This window comes from Rhodanobacter caeni, from assembly GCF_039523575.1.
GTDB classification, from domain to species: domain Bacteria; phylum Pseudomonadota; class Gammaproteobacteria; order Xanthomonadales; family Rhodanobacteraceae; genus Rhodanobacter; species Rhodanobacter caeni.
Genome location: NZ_BAAAFO010000001.1, coordinates 675,651 through 699,181, shown reverse-complemented (window position 1 = coordinate 699,181; position 23,531 = coordinate 675,651). Strand labels below are relative to the sequence as shown.

Sequence of the window (23,531 nt, the reverse complement as noted above, 5' to 3'; positions counted from 1 at the left end):
CAGCTGCCGTTGGGGTTTGTGGCCTATGATCGCGCTCGCTCCGCCCGGTCCGGACGTGCTCCGCACGCGGCCCGCCGGCGGCCACACCGACCACGCTCATGCCCATGAAACCCGTCTTCTTCGACCCCACCGGCCGTCGCGCCGGCCGGGTTTCGCTGCTGGTCCTGCTGGCCGGCGTCATCAGCACGCTGTTCGTGGTGGCCTGTGCCGCCAGCCTGTTCGTGGGGCCTACCATGGGCGGCCTACACATCGGCGAGCACGCCCGCACGCGCCACGCGCTGGCCAACGTCAAGGCGGCCGCGCCGGAACTGCTCAAGCCCGCCGCGAAGCTGGCCGCCGAAGTGCGTGCCCGCCAGAAGCAGCTGCATGCGCCGCACGTCCACGCCAGCAAGGCGCCGGCCACCCACGTGCCGCCGCTGTCGCTGGACAAGCCCGCCGGCCGGCCGCTGGCGATCGGCTTCTACGTCAACTGGGACGACAGCAGCTACGCCTCGCTGAAGCGCAGCCTGCCGCAGCTGGACTGGGTGATCCCTTCGTGGATGAGCCTGAGCGGCAAGGACATGGCGCTGCATACCAGCATCGATGCCAAGGCGATCGACCTGATCCGCAAACAGAAACCGTCCACGCCGATCCTGCCGCTGCTGCAGAACGCGGTGGACGCCAACTGGGATGGCCCTGGCCTGGCCCGCATGCTGGCCGACCCGGCGGTGCGGCAGGCGCGCATCGCGCAGATCGTGGCGTTCATCGCGGCCCACCATTTCCAGGGCGTGACGGTCGATTTCGAGGAGGTGCCCGATACCGCGCAAGGCGACCTGAAGAACTTCCTCGGCGAACTCAACGCCGCATTCGACCCGCACGGCTGGGGCATCGTGCTGTCGGTGCCGTTCGACGACGCCAACTGGGATTACGCCGGCTACGCCGACATCGTCGATTTCGTGGTGCTGATGGCCTACGACGAACACTGGGCCGGCAAGACCCCGGGCAGCATCGCCGGCCAGTCGTGGTTCGAGGACACGCTCGAAAAGCGCATGAAGGACCTGGACCCCGCGCAGACCATCGTGGCGATCGGCAGCTACGGTTATGACTGGTCGCACGGCAACAACGCCGAGGCGCTGACCTTCCAGGATGCGATGGACCGCGCGTCCGACGCGCAGGCCGATATCAGCTTCGACCCGGACACGCAGAACCCGCACTTCTCCTACGACGAGGACGACGGCAGCACGCACCAGGTCTGGTTTCTCGACGGCGTCACCGCGTACAACCAGATCCACGCCGCCGACGAGTACAAGCCCTACGGCTACGCGCTGTGGCGGCTCGGTTCGGAAGATCCGTCGGTGTGGTCGGTGCTCGGCCGCCCCTACGGCGCCGCGGCGCCCGACCTGCTGCGCTCGATCGGCGCGGGCGAGGACATCGACATCGAAGGCCAGGGCGAAGTGCTGGAAGTCGCCTCGCAGCCCTCGCCCGGCGCGCGCACGATCGAGCTCGACAAGGACGACGGCAGCATCGACGACGAAAGCTACACCAGCCTGCCCGGCTCGTACGTGATCCAGCGCGCCGGCACACTGCCGCGCAAGATCGCGCTGACCTTCGACGACGGCCCCGACCCGGAGTGGACGCCGCAGATCCTCGACATCCTCAAGGCCAGGCATGTGCCGGCCACGTTCTTCATCATCGGCGAGAACGCCGAGATGTCGCCGAAGCTGGTGCAGCGCGAGGTCGCCGAAGGCCACGACGTGGGCAACCACACCTTCACCCACCCCAACTTGGGCGAAAGCCCCGACGGCATCGTGTCGCTGGAGCTCAACGCCACCCAGCGATTGTTCGAGGCCTTGACCGGGCACTCGATGCGCCTGTTCCGTGCGCCCTACTTCGGCGATGCCGAACCGACCACCGCCGACGAGCTGGTGCCGATCCAGATCGCGCAGAAAATGGGCTACCTCTCGGTGGGCCTGCACGTGGACGCCGAAGACTGGCAACGGCCCGGCGTCGATGCGATCGTGAAGAACGTCGTCGCCGGCATCGAAACCACCAACGTCGATCGCAAGGGCCAGGTCGTGCTGCTGCACGACGGCGGCGGCGAACGCTCGCAAACCGTGGCCGCGCTGCCGCGCATCATCGACGGTCTGCGCGCGCAGGGTTACCAATTTGTCACCGTCTCCGCGCTGGCCGGGCTGACCCAGGCGCAGACCATGCCCGCGATCCAGCCTGGCTCGGTATCGCAATGGGCCGACCGCATGGTGTTCCTGGGGCTGGGCTTTTTCGGCCACTTCATCCGCTGGCTGCTGACGGTAGCCATCACGCTCGGCGTGGCACGGCTGCTGGTGCTGGGCGGTCTCGCCCTGCTCAACCGCCGTCGCGAAAAGCGGCGCATCGTGCCGGTGCTCGGCGACGCGCCGCCGTTGGTGTCGGTATTGATCCCGGCCTACAACGAGGCAAAGGTGATCGCCAGCGCGATCCGGCAGATCCTCAAGAGCCACTACGCCAACCTCGAAGTGATCGTGGTCGACGACGGCTCGATCGACGCCACCTCCGCCGTGGTGCGCCAGCACTACGCCGACGAGCCGCGCGTGCGGTTGATCACCACCCCCAACGGCGGCAAGGCGCACGCGGTCAACACCGCCTTGCGCGAATCCCGCGGCGCGGTGGTGGTGGCACTGGATGCGGACACCCAGTTCGAACCGGACACCATCCCGCACCTGGTGCGCTGGTTTGCCGACCCGAAGGTCGGCGCCGTGGCCGGCAACGCCAAGGTCGGCAACCGGATCAACCTGATCACCCTGTGGCAGGCGCTGGAGTACATCACCGCGCAGAACCTGGAGCGCCGCGCGCTGGCCGCACTGGGCGCGATCACCGTGGTACCCGGCGCGGTCGGCGCGTGGCGTCGCGAGGCGCTGGAACAGCTTGGCGGCTTCCCCGCCGACACCCTGGCCGAAGATCAGGACCTGACCCTCGCGGTGCAGAAGGCCGGCTTCACCACCTTGTTCGACGCCGACGCCATTGCCTGGACCGAAGCACCCGACACCGCACGCGGCCTCGCGCGCCAGCGCTTCCGCTGGTCGTACGGCACACTGCAATGCCTGTGGAAGCACCGCGACGCCACGTTCAACCCGCGCCACGGCGCGCTGGGCACGGTGGCGCTGCCGCAGGTGTGGCTGTTCCAGATCCTGTTCTCGGTGGTTTCGCCGCTGGTCGACCTGGTGCTGGTCTGGCAGATCGTCGCCACCACGCTGGATTACCTGCAGCACCGCGGCCAGTTCGACGACACCAACCTGATCAAGATGCTGGTGTTCTACGCCGCCTTCATGGCCGTGGATCTCGCCGCCTCGGCCCTCGCCTTCGCGATGGAAAAGAAGGAAAAGTGGAGCCTGCTGTGGTGGCTGGTACTGCAACGCTTCGGCTACCGCCAGCTGATGTACTACGTGGTGGTGCGCTCGGTATGGACGGCCATCCGCGGACCATCGGTGGGCTGGGGCCGACAGGAGCGCAAGGCGACGGTGAACGCCGCGGAGGCCGCAAACCACTGATCCCTCACCGCACGGCCCATTGCCTGTGGGGGCGCCTCAGCCGCGCAGCCGCATCGTCAAGCCCTTCAGGAAATTGCGCAGCAACTGGTCGCCGCACAGCTTGAAGTTCTTGTGGTCGGGTTGGCGGAACAAGGCACTCAGCTCCGGCTTGGAAACCGGAAAGCCGACGCTCTCGAGAATCTGGTGCATGTCCACGTCCTTCAGCTCGAAGGCGACGCGCAGTTTCTTCAGCACCACGTTGTTGGTGACGCGCTTTTCCGGCGGGCGCGGCGGCTGGCTTTCGTCGCGGCCGCGGCGGTCCACGACCAGGCCATCCAGGAACAGCACCAGCAGCTTGTTGCTGCACGCCTCGTGGCCCGGTTCGCCCTCTTTCTTCAGGTAGGCCTGCACCTGCTCCCGGTCCAGCTCCACCGCCGGGTCGGCCAGGTTCACCAATTGCGCCACTTTCGCGTCGCTGAGGTCGAGCATGTAGCGGATGGCGCGAAGTATGTCGTTGTTGATCATGGAATCGTCGGGTTTTGCGGGGACGCCATGCTACCGCGACCGGGATCGGCGTGGACCTGCCAACCATCCGGCCGCCCAAAAGGCCATCGAATTCGCTTGAGCCCATGCATACACGACACAGCAAATGCACGATGATCGATGAACCACCGATGGGACATTGCCGATGAAACTCGTGCGTTATGGAAACCCCGGCCGCGAAAAGCCCGGCATGCTGGATGCCGAAGGCCGCCTGCGCGATCTCTCCGCCGCCGTGGCCGATATCGATGCCTCCGTACTGAGCCGCCACGGGCTGCGCCAGCTCGCCGCGCTGGACCCCGAACGGTTGCCCCTGGTGGACGGATCGTCGCGCTACGGCACGCCGGTGGCGCAGGTGGGCAAGATGATTTGCGTGGGCCTCAACTACGCCGACCACGCCGCCGAAAGCGGCGCCAGGGTGCCGGAGCAGCCCGTGCTTTTCATGAAGGCCACCAGCGCCATCATCGGTCCGAACGATGACGTGATCCTTCCACGCGGCTCGGTCAAGACCGACTGGGAAGTGGAGCTGGGCATCGTGATCGGCGACACGGCCCGCGACGTGTCCATCGACGACGCGCTGACACACGTGGCGGGCTACACGGTGGTCAACGACTTGTCCGAGCGCGAGTTCCAGCTCGAACACGGCGGCCAGTGGGTGAAGGGCAAGAGCTGCGACACCTTCGGCCCGATCGGCCCCTGGCTGGTCACCGTCGACGAAGTGCCGGACCCGCAGAACCTGGCGCTGTGGCTGGAGGTCAACGGTCATCGCTACCAGGACGCCAGCACGCGCACCATGATATTTGGCGTGGCGCACCTGGTGAGCTACATCAGCCGCTACATGACCTTGATGCCCGGCGACGTGATCAGCTCGGGCACCCCGGCCGGCGTCGGCCTGGGCCTGAAGCCGCCCACCTACCTGCGCGCCGGCGACGTGATCGAGCTGGGCGTGCAAGGCCTGGGGCGCCAACGCCAACGGGTGCTGGCCCATCCCGCCGACCGCTGAAACGCACCCCACGCTGCGAGGCGACGGACGTGCGATTGCAGGGAAGCCGCGCGCACGGCCGCCATCCATGACACAGGATGCATGCGCGACAATGCATGGATGAGCGAAGCCCTGCACGCCCTCACCGAACGCTTCCACCACAGCGAAGAAATCAGGAAGAGCCGCTTCCTGGCCCAGGCCGCGCCCGTCGCCACGGCCGCGCAGGCACTGGATTTCCTGCGCGAGGCGAGCGACCCCACCGCCACGCACAACTGCTGGGCCTACCGTATCGGGCAGGCCTATCGCTTCAACGACGACGGCGAGCCGGGCGGCACCGCGGGCCGGCCGATCCTGCAGGCGATCGAGGGGCAAGGCATCGACAACGTGGTGGTTGTGGTCACGCGCTGGTTCGGCGGCATCAAGCTGGGTGCGGGCGGCCTGGTGCGTGCCTACGGCGGTACCGCGGCCGAATGCCTGCGGCTGGCGCCGCGCGAACCGATCGTGGCGATGGCGCGGCTGGGCCTGCATTGCGATTTCGCCGAACTGGCGTTGCTGAAGGCACGGTTGAAGGAGCTGCAAGCCGAGGTCGAACAGGAAACCTTCGCCGCCGATGGCGTGGCCCTGCAACTGCGCCTGCCCGAGGGCCGCGTCGCCGAGGCGCAGGCACGCATCAACGACATCAGCCGTGGCCGCGTCTTGGCCAGGCGCATCGACTGAAAGCGGCCTCGCTGCTCCCTCCCCTGCTCGCAGGGGAGGGCTGCGGAGGGGTCGCTCTTGATTTTCGGCCAGCCCACGCAACCCCCTCCCGGCCTCCCCCTGCAGGCAGGGGGAGGAGCCCGTGGTCCATGCGAATCCCGACTCCCGAATCCCTACCCCAACAATTGAATCCCCCACCACGCCCCCCACTTCAATGGCGGCGTGCCGCGCACGCTCTCCTCCAGCCACTGCGAGATTCCATGAGCGCCACCGACCAGACGTCCAAACCCAGCCGCCGCATCGGTGCGTTGCGCGAGTTGTGGCCCTTCCTCAAGCCGCACAAGGCGCTGGCGTTCGGCTGGCTGCTGTTCCTGACGCTGTCCTCGGGCGCTTCGCTGGTGTTGCCGATGGCGTTTCGCCACATCATCGACCAGGGTTTCGGCAACGCCAGCCTGGCGGTGATCAACGAGACCTTCCTGGCCATGTTCGGCGTGGCGCTGGTGCTGGCCTTTGCCACGGCGGCGCGCTACTTCTGCATCACCTTGCTCAGCGAGCGCGCGCTGGCCTCGTTGCGCGATGCGCTCTACGCCCACGTGATCCGCCTGGACGTGAGCTTCTTCGAGAAGAGTCGTGTGGGCGAGCTCACCTCGCGCCTCAGCGCCGACACCGAGGTGGTGCAGGCGCTGGTGGGCTCGGGCGTGTCGGTGGCGCTGCGCAGCGCGGTGATGCTGGTGGGCGCGGCGGTGGCGATGGTGTGGACGGCGCCGTCGCTGGCCGGGCTCACCGCGCTGGTGATTCCCGCGGTGATGCTGCCGATCCTGGTGTTCGGTCGTCGCGTGCAGAAGCTGTCGCGGGCCAGCCAGGACCGCCTCGCCGACGCCGCGGCCATTGCCAATGAAACACTGAATGCCTCCACCGCGGTGAAGGCGTACGCGCGCGAGGCCATCGAGAGCCGCCGCTATTCCAGCGCCATCTATCGCGCGCTGGCCACGGCGCGGCGACGCATCGGCATGCGTGCGCTGCTGACGCTGTCGGTGATCGTGCTGGTGTTCGGTGCCATCACCCTGGTGCTGTGGGCCGGCGCCCGCCACGTGCTGGCCGGTACGCTGGACGCGGGCGTGCTGGGCCAGTTCGTGCTGTACGCGATCTTCGCCGCCGGCTCGGTGGCCGGCCTGTCCGAAGTGTGGGGCGACGTGTTGCGCGCTGCCGGCGCGATGGAGCGCATCGGCGAACTGCTGGCCGAGCGTCCCGGGATCACCGCGCCAGCCCAGCCGCTGGCGCTGCCCTCGCCCATGCGCGGCGCACTGCAGTTCGACCAGGTCACCTTCCATTACCCGTCGCGCCCCACGACCGCGGCGCTGGAAAATTTCACGCTGCATGTCGAGCCCGGCGAAACGGTCGCCCTGGTCGGCCCCTCCGGCGCTGGCAAGAGCACCGTGTTCGCCATGCTGCTGCGCTTCTACGACCCGCAATCGGGCACCGTGAAGCTCGACGGCGTGGACCTGCGCGCGCTGGCCCTGCCCGACCTGCGCGGCGCCATCGCGCTGGTGCCGCAGGAAACCATCATCTTCAGCGGCAGCGCCGCCGACAATATCCGCTTCGGTCGCCAGGACGCCAGCGACGCGGAAGTCGTCGAAGCGGCCAGGGCCGCCGAAGCGCACGAGTTCATCGGCGCGCTGGACAACGGCTACGACGCCGAGATGGGCGAGCGCGGCGTGCGCCTCTCCGGCGGCCAGCGCCAGCGCGTGGCCATCGCCCGCGCGATCCTGCGCGACGCGCCGTTGCTGCTGCTGGACGAAGCCACCTCCGCACTGGACGCGCAATCGGAGGCAGCGATCCAGCAGGCGCTGGAGCGCCTGGAAAAAGACCGCACCACCCTCGTCATCGCCCATCGCCTGGCCACCGTGCAGCGCGCCGACCGCATCGTGGTGATGGACGGCGGCCGCATCGTGGCGCAGGGCACGCACGAGAGCCTGCTGGCCGAAGGTGGCTTGTATGCGGAGCTGGCGCGGTTGCAGTTCGTGGCGTGAGCGTGCCCGCAATGGATTCCCGTTTCGCGGGAATGACGGCCTTCAGCGATCCTCGGCCCGATGGCACACCGCCTCGACCCTGTTTCCATCCGGGTCCAGCAGAAAAGCCCCGAAGTAGTGCTCGTGGTAGTGCGCACGAATCCCCGGCGCTCCGTCATCCGTGCCGCCATGGCGAAGGCCGGCCTCGTGGAAGGCGTGCACCTGCGCGTGGCTGGTCGCCTTGAAGCACCAGTGACGGCGAGGGTCGCTCGCCGCGCTGTCCGAGGCGTAGACCGCCAGGCAGGTGTGCAGATCTTCGGCAGCGCTGCAGCGCACGCCGAACCCCAGCGCATCCTCGCGATCGTAGACTTTGGCGGCGCCCAGCGCGCCCATGATGGCGTCGTAGAACGGACAGCAACGCGCCAGATCCGTGACCGTGATGGAGACATGGTCGAGCAGAAACATGGCCGGTCCTGTTGGCACTGAAGCGCCGCAGTGTGCCACTTGCGCCGCGCGAATCGCCAGCGGGTTCCTCGGCCTGTGACAGCAGCCGACGCGGCACGCGATATCCTCGTGTGCTGACCCACCATCTGCCAGCGCCATGTCGATCATCCTCACCACGTTCGCCCGCACCCGGCTGTTTCCCCGCGACCGCCGCCCCAGCGCCATCCGCGATTGCAGCGCCGAGGCGTTCGAGCAGCGCCTCAATACCGAGGCGCCGCTGAAAGTGCTGGACGGCTATGCGCCGTTCTGCAAGCTGCACGTGCACCGCAACTGGACGTCCACGCGCTGCACCGCCACGCCCATCACCGAGGCCAACCGGCACCTGCTGCGCTCGGCCTACGAGGCGCGCAGCAGCGACGAGCTGCCGGTGCTGGTGCGCTGGTTCGAGGGCATCGATCCGCCGGTGGCGAACTACCTGCTGCCGATCCTCTACAGCCGCGAGCAACTGGCGAAGGAAGGCGCGCCGATCGATGCGGACTGGGGCGTGGTCGGTTGCCTCTACACCACCGAGCCGGAGGAAATACCGATGGTGCCGATCACCATGTTGCGCAATGCGCTGGGCGTGGCCGAAGGCGGCTCGGGCGTGCCGCTGGATCGCGACGCCTACCGACGGGCGGTGGCGTTCTGGAACGTGCACGCCAACTGGCGCGGTTAGACGTCCAGGCTGGGCGCAAGGCGCGTCATTGCCGCGGCATCGCGCCGTCTCGCGCCGGCATCTTCATCGGCGTTCCCGCGCGGAGCCATGCGTGCTTTTTCCGTCCATGTGGCACCGGCGGGGCCCGATGCGACACCCGGCGCCGCATCCGTGTACAGTTGGAACGCCCAGCCAACCTTCTGGTTGCGGTCTGGTCTGTCTTGTCTGCTGATACGAAAACGGATGCTCAGATCAGTCGTTTTGCTTTGCGAAATAGCAAGACCATGTCCATATAACGGGGGTTATATCGTGTCCAAGACCAAAATCTCGGTAATGCTCGTCGCGCTCTCCATGACCGCGGGCTGCTCGCCCAAGTATCAAGTGAAGCTGGATTCGTCGCCGCAAGGGGCCTCGGTCGTGTGCGCCGGGACCAAGCAAGGCAATACGCCGGTGACCATCAATCTCTACAAGGACCCGAAGAATCCCGGCTTTATCGATGCCAGCGGCTGCAGCGCCAGGTGGACGAGCGGCGCCAATGCGGCGTATCCCGCGCGGCTGAAGATTTCGTCCGAGGGTGAGACCGAGTACACGGTGAAGCGGCCCGATGCGCCCGGCATCGAAAAGGACGAGCGGTTTGCCCAGAAAATAAAGCAGAAGAGACAGGAGAAGAAGTTCTTCTCCGAAACGGACTCCAGTGGCAAAAACCACCCCAGCACCATGCTGTGTTCGTACACCGGCGCCGAAAAGACCTGCCTCTGACCCCGGCAAGCGTCACGACCCACAAACCGCTCAAGCCGCGCCTGGCCATTGAATGGCCAGGCGCGGGGACGAGCCGCCGCGGCGCTTGGCGCACCCGGCCCCGCACCTTCCCGTTCATCGCCACGTCGGCCTTGCGAGCGCAGACGGAACAGCCGCTGGCGATCCGTCCCAAGGCCATGCCCGCCACTTCCGCAAGCGGGGATGAGCAAGCCCTCGCAGCCGCGCTGTTGCCGTCGCCTTGACGCCGCAAAGCCTAGCGTGGGCGACCATGCGCGACGACCTGCTGCAACGGCGTTCCGAGGGGCTCTACTGCCCTGCCGGCGATTTCTTCATCGACCCGCGCTGGCCGGTCGAGCGCGCGGTGGTGACCCACGCGCATGGTGATCACGCACGCATCGGCAACGCCGGATACCACGTCGCTGCGGCTGGCGCGGCCCTGATGCGGCAGCGGCTCGGCGAGGATGCGGTCATCGAAACCCATGATTACGGCGCCGCCTTCGTGCTGGGCGACGTGCGCGTGTCGATGCATCCGTCCGGCCACATGCTGGGCGCGGCGCAGATCCGCATGGAACATGACGGTCGCGTGGTGGTGGTGTCGGGCGACTACAAGCGCGAGGCCGACCCCACCTGCGAGCCGTTCGAGCCGGTGCCGTGCGACGTGTTCGTGACCGAGTCCACCTTTGGCTGGCCGGTGTACCGCTGGCCGCCGATGGATGACGTGATCGCCGACCTGCTGGCGTGGTGGGACGACTGCGCGCGGCGCGGCGTGCCGGCGCTGCTGTTCTGCTACGCATTGGGCAAGGCGCAACGGCTGCTGGCCGAACTGGCGCTGCGTTGCCCCGACCGTGTGGCGCACCTGCACGGCGCCTTGCTGCAACCGGTGCAGCACTATCGCGATGCCGGCATCACCCTGCTGCCCACCGCACCGCTGGAGGAGAAGGTGGGCGGCGGCGCCATGGCCGGCGAACTGGTCATGGCGCCGCCTTCGGCCGCCAACTCGCCCTGGATGCGCCGCTTTGTCACGGCGTCCACCGCGTTTGCCTCGGGCTGGATGCAGGTACGCGGCAACCGGCGCCGGCGCGGTTTCGATCGCGGCTTCGTGGTCTCCGACCACGCGGACTGGCCGGGCCTGCTGCGCAGCGTGGCGGACAGCGGCGCTTCGCGCATCTACGTCACCCATGGCGATGGCGATGTGCTGACTCGCCATCTGCGCGAACTGGGTCACGATGCGATGGCGCTGGATGCACTGGGAGAAGCCTGATGCGTCGCTTCGCCGCGCTCTATGCGCAACTCGACCGCACCGCTTCCACGCTGGCCAAGCGCGAGGCCATTGCCACCTATCTGCATGACGCGCCGCCCGCCGATGCCGCGTGGGCCGTCTACGTGCTGGGTGGCGGCAAGCTGCGCCGATTGGCCACGACCACCGAGATGCGCACAGCCGCGCAGCAGGCTACGGGCTTTGCCGACTGGCTGATCGACGCCAGCTACCAGCACGTGGGCGATCTGGCCGAGGCGGTGGCGCTGCTGTTGCCGCCCGGCGACGCCAGCCTGGCCGACACGCCACTGCATGTGTGGATGGACGATTGGCTGCCCGCGCTGGGCAAGCTCGATCCGCCAGCGCGGCTGACGCAGCTGCAGGCGTGGTGGCAGGCGCTGTCGGTGGAACAGACATTCCTGCTCAACAAGCTGCTGACCGGCGCGCTGCGCGTGGGCGTGTCGCGACGGCTGGTGGTGCAGGCGCTGGCGCAATGGTCGCAATTGCCCACCGACCTGGTCGCCCACCGCCTCAGCGGCGACTGGCAGCCGCATGCCGCGGCGCTGGCCACGCTGGCCGAACCGCCCACCGATGACGAGCATCTGTCCGACCGCCCCTACCCGTTCTTCCTGGCCTCGCCGCTGGAGCAGGCGGTGGAAACGCTGGGCGAGCGCGCCGAGTGGCTGGCGGAATGGAAGTGGGATGGCATCCGCGCCCAGCTGATGCGTCGCGGCGGCGAAGCGCGGCTGTGGTCACGCGGCGAGGAACGTCTGGACGGCCGTTTCCCCGAACTGGAAAGCGCCGCGGCCGCGCTGCCGTTCGACGGCGTGCTGGATGGCGAAATCCTGGCGTGGAATGCCGCCGGCCATCTGCCGCGCGCGTTCACCGCGCTGCAGAAACGCATCGGCAAACTCAAGCCCGGCGCGAAGCTGCTGGCCGATACGCCGGTACGCTTCATGGCCTACGACCTGCTGGAACACGACGGCGAGGATCTGCGCCAGCAGCCGCTGCACGCCCGCCGCGAACGCCTTGCCGACCTGCTGCGCGAGGTGTCGCCCGCGCTGATGCTCTCGCCTGCCCTGCCCGCCACCGACTGGCCGGCACTGGCCGACGAGCGCGAGCAATCGCGGGCGCGACAGACCGAAGGCCTGATGCTGAAGAAGCTGGATTCGCCCTACCGCGTGGGCCGCAAGCGCGGCGACTGGTGGAAATGGAAAGTGGAGCCGTACACGCTGGACGCCGTGCTCATCTACGCCCAGCTCGGCCACGGCCGCCGCGCCGGCCTGTATACCGATTACACCTTCGGCGTGTGGGATCGCGGCCACCTGGTGCCCGTGGCCAAGGCCTATTCGGGGCTGGACGACGCCGAGATCGCCACGCTGGACCAGTGGATACGCAGCCACACGCTGGAGCGCTTCGGTCCGGTGCGCTCGGTGGAGCAGGTGCACGTGTTCGAGCTGGCGTACGAGGCGATCCAGCGCTCGTCGCGCCACAAGTCCGGCGTGGCCGTGCGCTTCCCGCGCATCCTGCGCTGGCGCACGGACCTGGCCATTCGCGATGCCGACAAGCTCGACGACCTGCGGCGGCTGGCGATGGATTGAGTGCGTGCATCGCGCGGTGGTGGCTCGCTGCAGCCCGCCCCGCTCCGACGGGGCGTTGCAAGGCTCCCTCCCCTGCTTGCAGGGGAGGGCTGGGGTGGGATGCTTTTGACTTTACGGTCAACGCGTGCCCCCTCCCAACCTCCCCCTGCAAGCAGGGGGAGGGGCCTGTCGGGCGACATGAATCATTCCGGGCAACCGCGAGCTTTCGCCGGGATGACGGAATCGAGCGACACGCCAAAGACCACGCCGCGGCTCACCGCCCGCCAACGAAAAAACCCCACCGCATCATCACACTCACAACGGCTGCGCATCCACGGCACGCTTCACCGCCACCACAAAGGCACGCCGCGCGGCCACCAACGCATCGGAGGTGGCCTGCGGCCACGCACCCACCTGGGCGATCACCAACTGGCGCGCAGGGTCGACGTAGATCATCTGGCCGAAGATGCCGATCGCGGCATAGCTGCCGTCGGTATCGGTCCACCACAGATAACCGTAGCCACGGTCCGGCGCGTCGACGCTGGCCTGGCGTTGCAGCGCGCCTTCCAGCCAGGCCGCCGCGATCACCGGCTTGCCGTCGATGCGGCCGCCATCGAGCATGAACTGGCCCAGACGCGCGTAATCGCCCAGGGTGGCCGAGAGGCCGCTGCCGCCGGTGTCGCTGCCATCGCATTCGTCCCTGATCCAGGTGGCGTCGCTGGCCATGCCGTACGGCTTCCAGATCGTCTGCGACAGGTACGCCGCCAGCGAGCGGCGCGTGGCCCGCTGCACCAGGATACCGAGCAGGTCGGTCTCGGCGGTGTTGTAGTTCCAATGCGTGCCGGCGGGCCACTGCCGCGGCTGCTTGCGCAGGTACGAGAGCACATGCGCCTGACCGTCGACGCAGGCGCCCAGGTACATCTGCGCCACATCCGATTTGGGATCGGCGTAATCCTCGTTCCACTGCACGCCGGAGGTCATCGTCAGCAACTGCTGCACGGTGACGTCGGCGTAGGCGCTGTCGCGCAATTCGGGAATATAGGCACCCAGCGTGTCGTGCAGGCTGTGGATGTCGCCGCGCTGCAGTGCGATCCCCAGCAAGGTGGAGGTGACCGACTTGGCCACCGAGAACGACTCCCAGCGCTGTTGCGGCCCGAAGCCCAGGCCATATCGCTCCATGCGAACGCGTCCGCGCTGCAACACCATCACGCCCGCAAGATGGTGCTGCTGCATGTAGTTCGCCAGCGACATGGATGGGAGCGCCAGAGGCCTGCCTGGCGGCAGTTCGTGGACATGCGTGCCGCGCGATGCGAGGTCGCTGGGAAACCGCCTGGCCATCTGGCGGAATTGCGCCTCGCGCTGTGCCTGCGGCCAGAACAGCACCTGCTCGCGTTGCTGGCCGATGGTGGGAGCCGCCGGCGCGGCCGCGGCCGATGGCAGCGCGATCAGGCAAAGGACAGCGGCGAGCAGGCGGGTGGCGCGGTACATGGCAGTGCGGCCGGGTGATGACGGGAACCGCCATTTTACCGGCCGGCACCGCGGGGATCGCGGGTGCGGGACGCCGCCGGCCTTCAGCAGATGCGCATCGACAACTCCACGTCGCCGCCGAATGGCGTGGACAAATAGCCGTGGTCGGGCGAGCGCACGTGCGCCAGGTATTCGGGACTGTAGTCGGCATTGTCCGCAATGACGAAGGCGCCCGGCCTGAGCCGACTCTCCACCAGACCCAATATCTCCGGGTAGAGCGACTTGGCGCCGTCGAGCAGCAACAGGTCGACGCTGTCGGGAAGATCGCTGCGCAAGGTCTGCAGCGCGTCGCCCTCGCGGATGTCCACCAGGTGGACGAGGCCGCCGGCGGTCAGGTTTTGCCGTGCCCGCGCCACCTTGGAAGGCTCGAATTCGCTGGTGATCATGCGGCCGCCGCCGTTGTCGCGCAGGGCCGCGGCGAGGTACAGGGTGGAGATGCCGAACGAGGTGCCGAACTCCACGATCGTGCGCGCCTTGCCGCTGCGCGCCAGCATGTAGAGCAATGTGCCGGTTTCGCGCGAGACGGCCAGCGGCAGGTCCTTCAGCTGCGCGTAGAGATCGACGTAATCGGTCTTGCTGCGCATCAGCCGTTCGCGGTCTGCTTCCGAAAGCGCGGCCAGGGCCGGCGCCGTGGCCGGCGATGCCTCATCGGCCTCCTGGAAAAGGCGATCCAGCAGCGGCGCGAGGGGAGCTTTGGTGATCGAGGTCATGCAGGTTTCTCCGGGTGGGAATGCGTCGGTCTTGACGTGGAATCAGAATGCGACTAATTCGTCAGGTTGACCATTCGCATTGCGCCGCGCCCCATGACCGAACGCCGAAAGCCCGGAATTTCCCTGCGAAAACAGCCCAAGCAGGCACGCTCGACCGAGCTGATCGCCGTCGTCCTGGAGGCGGCGGCTCAGGTTTTGGCGAAGGAAGGCGCGCAGCGTTTCACCACGGCGCGCGTGGCCGAGCGCGCCGGCGTCAGCATCGGATCGCTGTATCAGTATTTTCCGAACAAGGCGGCGATCCTGTTCCGCCTGCAGAGCGACGAATGGCGGCAGACCACCGACCTGCTCGGCAGCATCCTCGGCGATGTCCGGCGGCCGCCAGCGGACCGGTTGCGCAGGTTGGTGCGCGCCTTCCTGCGCTCCGAGTGCGAGGAGGCGGCGATGCGCGTGGCACTCAACGACGCCGCCCCGCTCTACCGCGACGTGCCGGAAGCGCAGGAAGCCAAGGCGGCGGGCCGCCGCATGTTCCAGTCGTTCATGGTCGAGGCGCTGCCCAGGGCGACCGGGAAAACCCGCGCACTGGCGGGCAGCCTGATTACCACGACGCTCAGCACGGTGGGAAAGGACTTCTCCGAAAGCCCGCGGACTCCGGCGGAAATCGACGCCTACGCCAGGGCGATGTCCGACATGTTCTGCGCCTATCTCGAAGCGCTGAACAACGGAACCAGGCGGCCATAGGCCGGCGCAGGAAGGTTTCCGGCTTCACGCCGCGACGACGTTGCCGCGACGGCCTTCACGCTGCATTGCGCACGACATGGTTCGATCAGGGCCTTGCCGGGCGCTGGCAGCGCCTCATGGCTTGGGCGATGCCGGTGAGCCGGCACGCCATCTTGGTGCCAACCCGAAAAAGGAGCTATCGATGATCAAGCACACGCTTCCCCTGCTGATTGGACTGTCGGTTTGCAGTGTGGCCCTGGCACAGGATCCACCTGTCACGACCCAGTCGCAGACAACGACCACCCAGACCACCACGACCGCATCGACCTGGAGCACCACGCCGCCCGAAGGCGCGCTGAGCGAGGAGGCGATCAAGACCGCGATCGCCAACGCCGGCTACAAGGAAGTGAAGGACCTGAAATTCAAGGACGGCGTCTGGCGCAGCGAAGCGCGCGGCGGCAACAAGCAATGGGTGAAGATTGCGGTGGGGCCGGAAACCGGCAGGGTCTACGTCAGCGATGCGCCGTCCAAGCTCAACGAGGATGAGGTGAAGGCCAAGCTGGCCACCGCGGGCTACGAGAAGATCCACGACGTGGAATACGAACACGGCCTGTGGAGCGCCGATGCCACCACCCGCCACGGCACCGCCGTCGACCTGCTGGTCGACCCGAGCGATGGCAGCGTGGTGGCCAAATCGCGCGACTGACGTCGCGTTGCCCCCAAAAAGAAAGCCCGGCGCAGCACGCCGGGCTTTCCTGCATCAGGTCGAACGGCTGCCACGGTTTCGCAGCGTGCCGGTCGTAGGCCTCAGCGCAGTTTGAGCATCACGATCGACTTGGCCGGCAGCGCGACCTTCAGCTGGTCGCCCTGCACGCGCGCGCCGTCGAACGCCGCCGGCTTCACCGCATCGGGCTGGTCGAAGGTGTTGCGCGAGGTGACCTTCGGCGCGGTGAGGATCTGCCCGCTGACGCCCCTGGCCTGCAGGCCCTGCACCTTCACCTGCACCTGCGCGGCACGCGCCGGGTCCAGGTTGGTCAGCGCCACGTAGACATGGCCGTCCTTTGCGCGCACCGCGGAACCGTGCACCTCGGGCACCGAGATACCGTCGAGCGTGTACTTCGGCGTGTCGAGCCGCAACGGCAGTTCGGTGGCGTCCTGGTACGGCAGGTACATGGCGAACACGTGGTAAGTGGGCGTCAGCACCATCTTCGGGCCGTCGGTGAGGATCATCGCCTGCAGCACGTTGATCATCTGCGCGATGTTGGCCATGCGCACGCGGTCGGCGTGGCGGGTGAAGATGTCCAGCGTCAGCGAGGCCACCAGTGCATCGCGCAAGGTGTTCTGCTGCTGCAGGAAGCCGGGGTTGCTGCCAGGCAGCGGCGCGTACCAGGTGCCCCACTCGTCCACCACCAGGGCCACTTTCTTTTCCGGGTCGTACTTGTCCATCACGGCGCTGTGGCGGGTGATCAGGTCATCCATCCGCAGGGCTTCGGACAAGGTCTGGATCCAGCCCTTGTTGTCGAAATCGGTCGAGGACTGGCTCGGCGGCCAGCCACCGGCCACGGTGTAGAAGTGCATGCTCAGGCCGTCCATCAGCTTGCCGGCCTCGCGCATCATCACCTCGGTCCAGTGGTAGTCGTCGCCGTTGGCGCCCGGCGCGATCTTCAGCATGGTCTGGCCGGCGGGCACTTTCACGAAGGTCTGATAGCGGCGATACAGGTCCGCGGCGTACTCCGCGCGCATGTTGCCGCCGCAGCCCCACAACTCGTTGCCGATGCCGAACAGCGGCAGCTTCCACGGCTTTTCGCGGCCGTTGGCGACACGCTCCTGCGCCAGCGTGGATTTGCCCGTGGCGGTCATGTACTCGGCCCACTGCGCCATTTCCTCCGGCGGCGCGTTGCCCACGTTGCCGGCCACATAGGCCTCGCTGCCGATCAGCTCGACAAAGTTCATGAACTCGTGCGTGCCAAATGCGTTCGATTCGGTCACGCCACCCCAGTTGGTGTTGACGCTGGTCGGGCGCTTGTCCTTCGGGCCCACGCCGTCGCGCCAGTGGTACTCATCGGCGAAACAACCGCCGGGCCAGCGCACGTTGGGCACGTGCAGCGCCTTCAGCGCCGCCACCACGTCGTTGCGATAGCCGTCCGTATTGGGGATGGAGGAATCGGGCCCGACCCAGAGCCCGCCGTAGATGCCGGTGCCCAGGTGTTCGGCGAACTGGCCGAACAGGTGGCGCGAAACCAGCGCGCCGGGCTTGCCGGCATCCAGCGTGCCGTGCACGGGTACGTCGGCGGCCACGGCCTGCCCCATGCCCAGCGTCATCAGGATCGACAACGTAAAGCGGCGCCAGTGTCGTGCGGGTTTTTGTGACATGTTGGAGATCTCCCCTTGGAGTCAGTGCGGCAAGGCGCACGGGCTTGAAAAGTCGGCAATGGCCCAGTGCCGGCGGCCATTCCCTTGAGCGTAGCCGGCGCAGCAGGCGAAGTCGAAGTGTCGCCCGGGTTCCAGAGGCTGCGAATGGCCTGCTTTCGCTTCCCCCGTTCACGGGGAAGCTGCCCGAAGGGCTGAAGGGGGCGTTCTTCGGTCGGCGTAAAAAGCGACAGCAGCGCGGCTTGCCGCGCCCCCCCTTCCGCCCGCTGGGCACCTTCCCCCGCAAGCGGGGGAAGGGAAGCTGCGGCCGCCGCTCAACCCTCCAGCAGACCCAGATCGCGCACGGCGCCCTTGTCGGCACTGGTCACCAGCTTGGCGTAGGCCTTCAGCGCCGCGCTGACCTTGCGCTTGCGCGGCAGCGCGGGGCGCCAGCCCTTGGCGGCCTGCGCCACGCGGCGACGCTCCAGCTCCTCGTCGCTGACCTCGAAACGCACGACGCGGTTGGGGATGTCGATGGTGATGGTGTCGCCGGTCTGCACCAGCGCGATGTTGCCGCCCTCGGCCGCCTCCGGCGACGCGTGGCCAATCGACAGCCCGGCGGTGCCGCCGGAGAAACGGCCGTCGGTGATCAGCGCGCAGGCCTTGCCCAGCCCCTTGGATTTCAGGTAGCTGGTGGGGTACAGCATCTCCTGCATGCCCGGTCCGCCGCGCGGGCCTTCGTAGCGGATGACCACCACGTCGCCGGCTTTCACCATGCCGCTGAGGATGGCCGCCACTGCCGCGTCCTGGCTTTCCAGCACCACGGCCGGGCCGCTGAAGGTGAGGATGCTCTTGTCCACGCCCGCCGTTTTCACGATGCAGCCGCGCTCGGCCAGGTTGCCGTAGAGCACGGCCAGGCCGCCGTCCTGGCTGTAGGCGAATTCGCGCGAGCGGATGCAGCCGGCTTCGCGGTCGGTGTCCAGCGTGTCGTAGCGGCAGCTTTGCGAGAACGCGGTCTGGGTGCGGATGCCGGCCGGGCCGGCGCGGTAGAACTCGCGCACGGCGGCGTCCTGCGTGCGCGCCACATCCCAGGTATCCAGTGCCTCGGCCAACGTGGCGCTGTGCACCGTGGGCACGGACGTATCGAGCAGGCCGGCGCGATCCATCTCGCCCAGGATCGCCATCACGCCACCGGCGCGATGCACGTCCTCCAGGTGGTAGCTGCTCGATGGCGCCACCTTGCACAGGTTGGGCACCTTGCGCGAAAGCCGGTCGATGTCGGCCATGGTGAAGTCGACACCGCCCTCCTGCGCCGCCGCGAGCAGATGCAGCACGGTGTTGGTGGAGCCGCCCATGGCGATATCCAGCGACATCGCATTGACGAACGCGGCCTTGCTGGCAATGCTGCGCGGCAACGCCCGCGCATCGTCGCCTTCGTACCAGCGCCGGGCCAGCTCGACCACGGTGCGTCCCGCCCTGCGGAACAACTGCTCGCGATCGGCATGCGTGGCCACCAGCGAACCGTTGCCCGGCAGCGACAGGCCCAGCGCCTCGGTGAGGCAGTTCATCGAGTTGGCGGTGAACATGCCCGAGCACGAACCGCAGGTGGGACAGGCCGAGCGCTCGATCGACTGCACCTCGGCATCGGAGACGTTGTCGTCGGCCGCGGCCACCATCGCGTCGATCAGGTCCAGCGCCACCTCCTTGCCGGCCAGCCTGGTCTTGCCCGCCTCCATCGGACCGCCGGACACGAACACCACCGGGATGTTCAGCCGCAGCGCCGCCATCAGCATGCCCGGCGTGATCTTGTCGCAGTTGGAGATGCACACCAGCGCGTCGGCGGTGTGCGCGTTGCACATGTACTCCACGCTGTCGGCGATGATGTCGCGCGACGGCAGGCTGTAGAGCATGCCGTCGTGACCCATGGCGATGCCGTCGTCCACCGCGATGGTGTTGAACTCCTTGCCCACGCCGCCGGCCTTCTCGATCTCCTCGATCACCAGCTGGCCCATGTCCTTCAGGTGCACGTGGCCGGGCACGAACTGGGTGAACGAGTTGGCCACCGCGATGATGGGTTTCTGGAAATCGCCATCCTTCATGCCGGTGGCACGCCAGAGCGCGCGGGCACCGGCCATGTTGCGGCCGGCAGTGCTGGTGCGGGAGCGATAGGCGGGCATGCGGGATTCCCCTGGTGGTTGGCGGGCGAACGCCCATTCTGCTTGGCGCTTTCCATACCGTCCAATACGATACCTGCGACCCAGCCATACGGAGTACGAATAGTGGAATTGCGCCAGCTTCGCTACTTTGCCGCCATCGTCGAGGAAGGCGGCTTCTCGCGCGCGGCCGAACGCCTGCACGTCTCGCAGCCGCCACTGTCCACCCAGATCCGCAACCTGGAAACCGAACTGGGCGTGCAACTGCTGGAGCGCAGCAACCGCGGCGTGGCGCTGACCACGGCCGGCACCGTGTTCTACGACGAGGCGCAGGCGGTGCTGGCGCGGCTGGAGCACGCCCGGCAGAAGGTGCAGCAGACCGACCGGGGCGACATCGGCATGCTCTCGATCGGCTTCGTCTCGATCGCCGATTACGGCATCCTGCCGCCGGCGCTGAAAAGCTTCCGCGCCCGCTTTCCGCGGGTCGAGGTGCAGTTGCACGAGCTGACCACCGATGCGCAGATCCGCGAATTGCGCGCGGCGCGGCTCGACCTGGGCATCGCGCTGGCGCCGGTCGACGAGCCGGACCTGGCGTTCAAGGGCGTGATGCGCGAGGAACTGGTGCTGGCCGCGCCCGCCGGCGACCCGGCCGCGAAAGGCGACGGGCCGATCAGCCTGCGCAGCCTGTCGAAGGCCAGCTTCATCGTGCCCCCGCGCGAGGTGGCCTCCGGCCTGTACGACCTCACCATCAGCCATTGCCATGCATCCGGCTTCGCGCCGCAGATCACCCAGCACGCGCGCCAGATGCAGACGGTGATCGGGCTGGTGTCCAGCGGCATGGGCATCGCGCTGGTGCCCTCGTCGGTGCGCAACTTGCAGCGTCCGGGCGTGCGCTATCGGCCGCTGCGCGGCAAGCCGGCCTTCATCGAGCTGGGCATCCTGCGCCTGCGCAACGCGGCCAGCCCGCTGGCCGACAATTTCATTGCCGCGCTGCGCACCGCGGCGACGGAACGGCGGCCGCGCAAGCCGGCAGCGTGATGCTGCGCGCCACGCCCTGCCCCCGCCACCTCATTGCCAGCGCCGGCGGAAGTCGGCACGATCGGTACTCGTTGGGCTGATCCAGGCGCTGGCTGGGTTCATGGCGGACATGTCCTTCCTGTCGGGTGGCGGCGAAATGGGTGCGCTGATGCGCGCCCATGACTGGTCGCGGCACCCGCTGGGCATGCCCGGAAGCTGGCCGCAGACCTTGCGCACCTCGCTGCGGCTGATGCTCAACTCGCGCCACCAGATGTGCGTGCTGTGGGGCAGCGAGGCGTTCTGGTTCTACAACGACGCCTACCGGCAAACACTCACGGCCGAGCGCCACCCCTCGTCGCTGGGCAAGCCGGGGCGGCAGGTGTGGGCCGAGATCTGGGGCGACATCGGTGCGCAGATCGCGCAGGTGATGCGCGGCGGCAGCGCCACCTGGCACGAAAACCAGCATCTGGTGATGCAGCGCGACGGTCGCGACGAAGACACCTACTGGACCTACAGCTACAGCCCGATCGACGACGAGAGCGTTGCCAGCGGCGTCGGCGGCGTGCTGGTGGTGTGCACGGAAACCACCGAGCAGGTACTGGTGTCCCGGCGCGCGATGGAGGAACGCCAGCGGCTGGCCGAGCTGTTCGAGCAGACGCCCTCGTTCATGGCCATGCTGCGCGGTCCCGAGCACGTGTTCGAGCTGGCCAACCCCAGCTACCTGCAGCTGGTCGGTGGCCGTCCGCTGCTCGGGCGCACGGTGGCCGACGCCCTGCCCGAGGCCGCCAGCCAGGGTTTCGTGGGCCTGCTCGATCTCGTCTACGCCAGCGGCCAGCCGTACGTGGCCTCGGCCACGCCGTTCGCCATGCAGCCGGCGCCGGGGGTGCCGGCCCGCCAGCGCTATCTGGATTTCGTCTACCAGCCGATCAGGGACGACGCCGGCAAGGTCACCGGCATCTTCGTCGAGGGCACCGACGTCACCGAACGGGCGCTGGCGGAGAAGGCCTTGCGCGCCAGCGAAACCCGGCTGCGCGCGATCAACAGCGACCTGGAGCAGCAGGTGGTGCAGCGCATGCAGGGGCGCGCGCGCACCTGGCAACTCAGCACCGACATCATGGGCGTGCTCAATGCCGAGGGCATCTTCGAGCTGTCCAACCCGGCCTGGCAGCGCGTCCTGGGCTGGCCCGAGCAGATCATCGCGTCCACGCCGTTCTTCAACTTCGTGCATCCGGACGACCTGGAGCGCACGCGGCTGGCGTACGCCCGCGGCATCGAACTGGGCGAGCCCGCGCTCAGCTTCGAGAACCGCTATCGCCATGCCGCGGGCGGCTACCGCTGGCTGTCGTGGGTGGCGATTCCCGAGGACGGCAAGATCTACTGCAGCGCGCGCGACATCACCGCCGACAAGGAAGCCGCCGAATCGCTGGCGCGCACCGAGGCCGCCCTGCGCCAGGCGCAGAAAATGGAGGCCGTCGGCCAGCTCACCGGCGGGCTCGCGCACGATTTCAACAACCTGCTCGGCGGCATCATGGGCGCATTGGAAGTGGCGCGGATGAAGCTGGAGCAAGGCAAGGTGGAGGATGTGCCGCGCCTGCTCTCGCTGGGCGAAGCCGCGGTGAACCGCGCCGCCTCGCTCACCCAGCGGCTGCTGGCGTTCTCGCGGCGGCAGACACTCGACCCGCGCTCCACCGACATCAACCGGCTGGTGGCGGGCATGGAGGAACTGATCCGCCGCACCATCGGCCCGTCGGTGCAACTGGAGGTGATCGAAGCCGACGCGCTGTGGCCTTGCCGGGTCGACCCGCCGCAACTGGAGAACGCACTGCTCAACCTGTGCATCAACGCGCGCGACGCGATGCCCGATGGCGGGCAGCTCACCATCGAGACGGCCAACCGCGCGCTCGACGATGCGGCCGCGGCGGCGGCGTTCGACCTTCAACCGGGGCGCTACGTCTCGCTGTCGGTCGCCGACACCGGCAGCGGCATGAGCCCCGACGTGATCGCGCGCGCCTTCGATCCCTTCTTCACCACCAAGCCGATCGGCCAGGGCACCGGCCTGGGCCTGTCGATGATCTACGGCTTCGCGCGGCAATCCGGCGGCCAGGTGCGGATCCACTCCGAACCCGGCAAGGGCTCGGTGTTCACCATCTACCTGCCGCGCCACCACGAGGCGCCGCAGGAGACGCCGGCCACGCCGCCCGCCCGCATACCGCAGGCCACCCGGCAACGCGGCACGATCCTGGTGGTGGAGGACGAATCGTCGATCCGCGAACTGGTCTGCGAGCTGCTGAGGGAGGCGGGCTTCCACACCTTGCACGCCGCCGACGGCAGCGCCGGCCTGCGCATCCTGCAGTCGGCCGTGGCCATCGACCTGCTCGTCACCGACGTCGGCCTGCCCGGCCTCATGAACGGCCGGCAGATGGCCGACGCCGCCCGCACCGCGCGCCCCGATCTGAAAGTGCTGTTCGTGACGGGCTACGCCGCGCAGTCCGTGGTGGGCGATGGCCACCTGGAACCGGGGATGCACCTGCTCACCAAGCCGTTCTCGCTGGACGTGCTGCGGCAAAAGATCGACGACATCCTGGCGGCGTAGACC

The 23,531-nt window shown here is 68.0% G+C and carries 18 protein-coding genes; 12 read left to right on the top strand and 6 right to left on the bottom strand.

Annotated features, from left to right (window positions below; genetic code table 11):
* Nucleotides 1-98 precede the first annotated feature (98 nt).
* Nucleotides 99-3,524 (top strand): trifunctional glycoside hydrolase family 18/polysaccharide deacetylase/glycosyltransferase family 2 protein, encoded by a 3,426-nt coding sequence (locus tag ABD017_RS03265; protein ID WP_343880085.1) that lies wholly within the window; start codon nt 99-101, stop codon nt 3,522-3,524.
* Nucleotides 3,525-3,560: 36 nt separating this feature from the next.
* On the opposite strand, the gene ABD017_RS03260 is transcribed toward ABD017_RS03265, so the two are convergent.
* Nucleotides 3,561-4,028, bottom strand: a complete 468-nt coding sequence (locus ABD017_RS03260) for a YehS family protein (RefSeq protein ID WP_343880083.1) — start codon at nt 4,026-4,028, stop codon at nt 3,561-3,563.
* Between the two features lie 163 nt (nt 4,029-4,191).
* Here ABD017_RS03260 and ABD017_RS03255 point away from each other — a divergent pair, with 163 nt between their 5' ends.
* The 3 genes from ABD017_RS03255 to ABD017_RS03245 all read left to right on the top strand — a co-directional run bounded on the left by ABD017_RS03255 (nt 4,192) and on the right by ABD017_RS03245 (nt 7,751).
* Nucleotides 4,192-5,046: a fumarylacetoacetate hydrolase family protein gene (locus ABD017_RS03255; RefSeq protein ID WP_343880081.1), complete on the top strand. Its 855-nt coding sequence runs from the start codon at nt 4,192-4,194 to the stop codon at nt 5,044-5,046.
* A 99-nt stretch (nt 5,047-5,145) separates the two neighbouring features.
* Nucleotides 5,146-5,742 (top strand): IMPACT family protein, encoded by a 597-nt coding sequence (locus ABD017_RS03250; protein WP_343880079.1) that lies wholly within the window; start codon nt 5,146-5,148, stop codon nt 5,740-5,742.
* A gap of 239 nt (nt 5,743-5,981) precedes the next feature.
* Nucleotides 5,982-7,751 (top strand): ABC transporter transmembrane domain-containing protein, encoded by a 1,770-nt coding sequence (locus ABD017_RS03245; protein WP_343880077.1) that lies wholly within the window; start codon nt 5,982-5,984, stop codon nt 7,749-7,751.
* 42 nt (nt 7,752-7,793) lie between these two features.
* On the opposite strand, the gene ABD017_RS03240 is transcribed toward ABD017_RS03245, so the two are convergent.
* Nucleotides 7,794-8,195, bottom strand: coding sequence for a VOC family protein (locus ABD017_RS03240; protein WP_343880075.1), 402 nt, complete (start codon nt 8,193-8,195; stop codon nt 7,794-7,796).
* A 136-nt stretch (nt 8,196-8,331) separates the two neighbouring features.
* On the opposite strand from ABD017_RS03240, the gene ABD017_RS03235 reads away from it, so the two are divergent.
* The 4 genes from ABD017_RS03235 to ABD017_RS03220 all read left to right on the top strand — a co-directional run bounded on the left by ABD017_RS03235 (nt 8,332) and on the right by ABD017_RS03220 (nt 12,483).
* Complete coding sequence (locus ABD017_RS03235) at nt 8,332-8,889, top strand: DUF3228 family protein (protein WP_343880073.1); 558 nt, start codon at nt 8,332-8,334, stop codon at nt 8,887-8,889.
* Nucleotides 8,890-9,177: 288 nt separating this feature from the next.
* Nucleotides 9,178-9,627 carry a hypothetical protein gene (locus ABD017_RS03230; protein ID WP_343880071.1) on the top strand — a complete coding sequence of 150 codons (450 nt, stop codon included), beginning with the start codon at nt 9,178-9,180 and terminating at the stop codon, nt 9,625-9,627.
* A gap of 268 nt (nt 9,628-9,895) precedes the next feature.
* Nucleotides 9,896-10,888, top strand: coding sequence for a ligase-associated DNA damage response exonuclease (locus ABD017_RS03225; protein ID WP_343880069.1), 993 nt, complete (start codon nt 9,896-9,898; stop codon nt 10,886-10,888).
* Nucleotides 10,888-12,483 (top strand): ATP-dependent DNA ligase, encoded by a 1,596-nt coding sequence (locus ABD017_RS03220; RefSeq protein ID WP_343880067.1) that lies wholly within the window; start codon nt 10,888-10,890, stop codon nt 12,481-12,483. Before ABD017_RS03225 ends, ABD017_RS03220 begins: the two co-directional genes overlap by 1 nt.
* Before the next feature lie 294 nt (nt 12,484-12,777).
* Here the strand turns inward: ABD017_RS03220 and ABD017_RS03215 are convergent, their stop codons facing one another.
* Nucleotides 12,778-13,950 carry a serine hydrolase domain-containing protein gene (locus ABD017_RS03215; RefSeq protein WP_343880065.1) on the bottom strand — a complete coding sequence of 391 codons (1,173 nt, stop codon included), beginning with the start codon at nt 13,948-13,950 and terminating at the stop codon, nt 12,778-12,780.
* Between the two features lie 83 nt (nt 13,951-14,033).
* The gene (locus ABD017_RS03210; protein WP_343880063.1) at nt 14,034-14,699 is read right to left on the bottom strand and encodes an O-methyltransferase; all 666 of its coding nucleotides are present in this window, start codon (nt 14,697-14,699) and stop codon (nt 14,034-14,036) included.
* 93 nt (nt 14,700-14,792) lie between these two features.
* Between ABD017_RS03210 and ABD017_RS03205 the strand changes: the two genes are divergently transcribed.
* Complete coding sequence (locus ABD017_RS03205; protein ID WP_343880061.1) at nt 14,793-15,437, top strand: TetR/AcrR family transcriptional regulator; 645 nt, start codon at nt 14,793-14,795, stop codon at nt 15,435-15,437.
* A gap of 181 nt (nt 15,438-15,618) precedes the next feature.
* The gene (locus tag ABD017_RS03200) at nt 15,619-16,122 is read left to right on the top strand and encodes a PepSY domain-containing protein (RefSeq protein ID WP_343880059.1); all 504 of its coding nucleotides are present in this window, start codon (nt 15,619-15,621) and stop codon (nt 16,120-16,122) included.
* Nucleotides 16,123-16,223: 101 nt separating this feature from the next.
* Here ABD017_RS03200 and ABD017_RS03195 read toward each other — a convergent pair whose 3' ends face one another.
* A complete protein-coding gene (locus ABD017_RS03195; RefSeq protein ID WP_425543664.1) occupies nt 16,224-17,738 on the bottom strand; it encodes an alpha-N-arabinofuranosidase in 1,515 nt (504 codons plus the stop codon).
* A 362-nt stretch (nt 17,739-18,100) separates the two neighbouring features.
* On the bottom strand, nt 18,101-19,942 hold the full coding sequence (gene ilvD / locus ABD017_RS03190; RefSeq protein WP_343880057.1) for a dihydroxy-acid dehydratase: 1,842 nt from the start codon (nt 19,940-19,942) through the stop codon (nt 18,101-18,103).
* Between the two features lie 102 nt (nt 19,943-20,044).
* Between ilvD and ABD017_RS03185 the strand changes: the two genes are divergently transcribed.
* Nucleotides 20,045-20,956: a LysR family transcriptional regulator gene (locus tag ABD017_RS03185; protein ID WP_343880055.1), complete on the top strand. Its 912-nt coding sequence runs from the start codon at nt 20,045-20,047 to the stop codon at nt 20,954-20,956.
* Nucleotides 20,957-21,056: 100 nt separating this feature from the next.
* Nucleotides 21,057-23,528, top strand: coding sequence for a PAS domain-containing protein (locus ABD017_RS03180; protein WP_343880053.1), 2,472 nt, complete (start codon nt 21,057-21,059; stop codon nt 23,526-23,528).
* Nucleotides 23,529-23,531 lie beyond the last annotated feature (3 nt).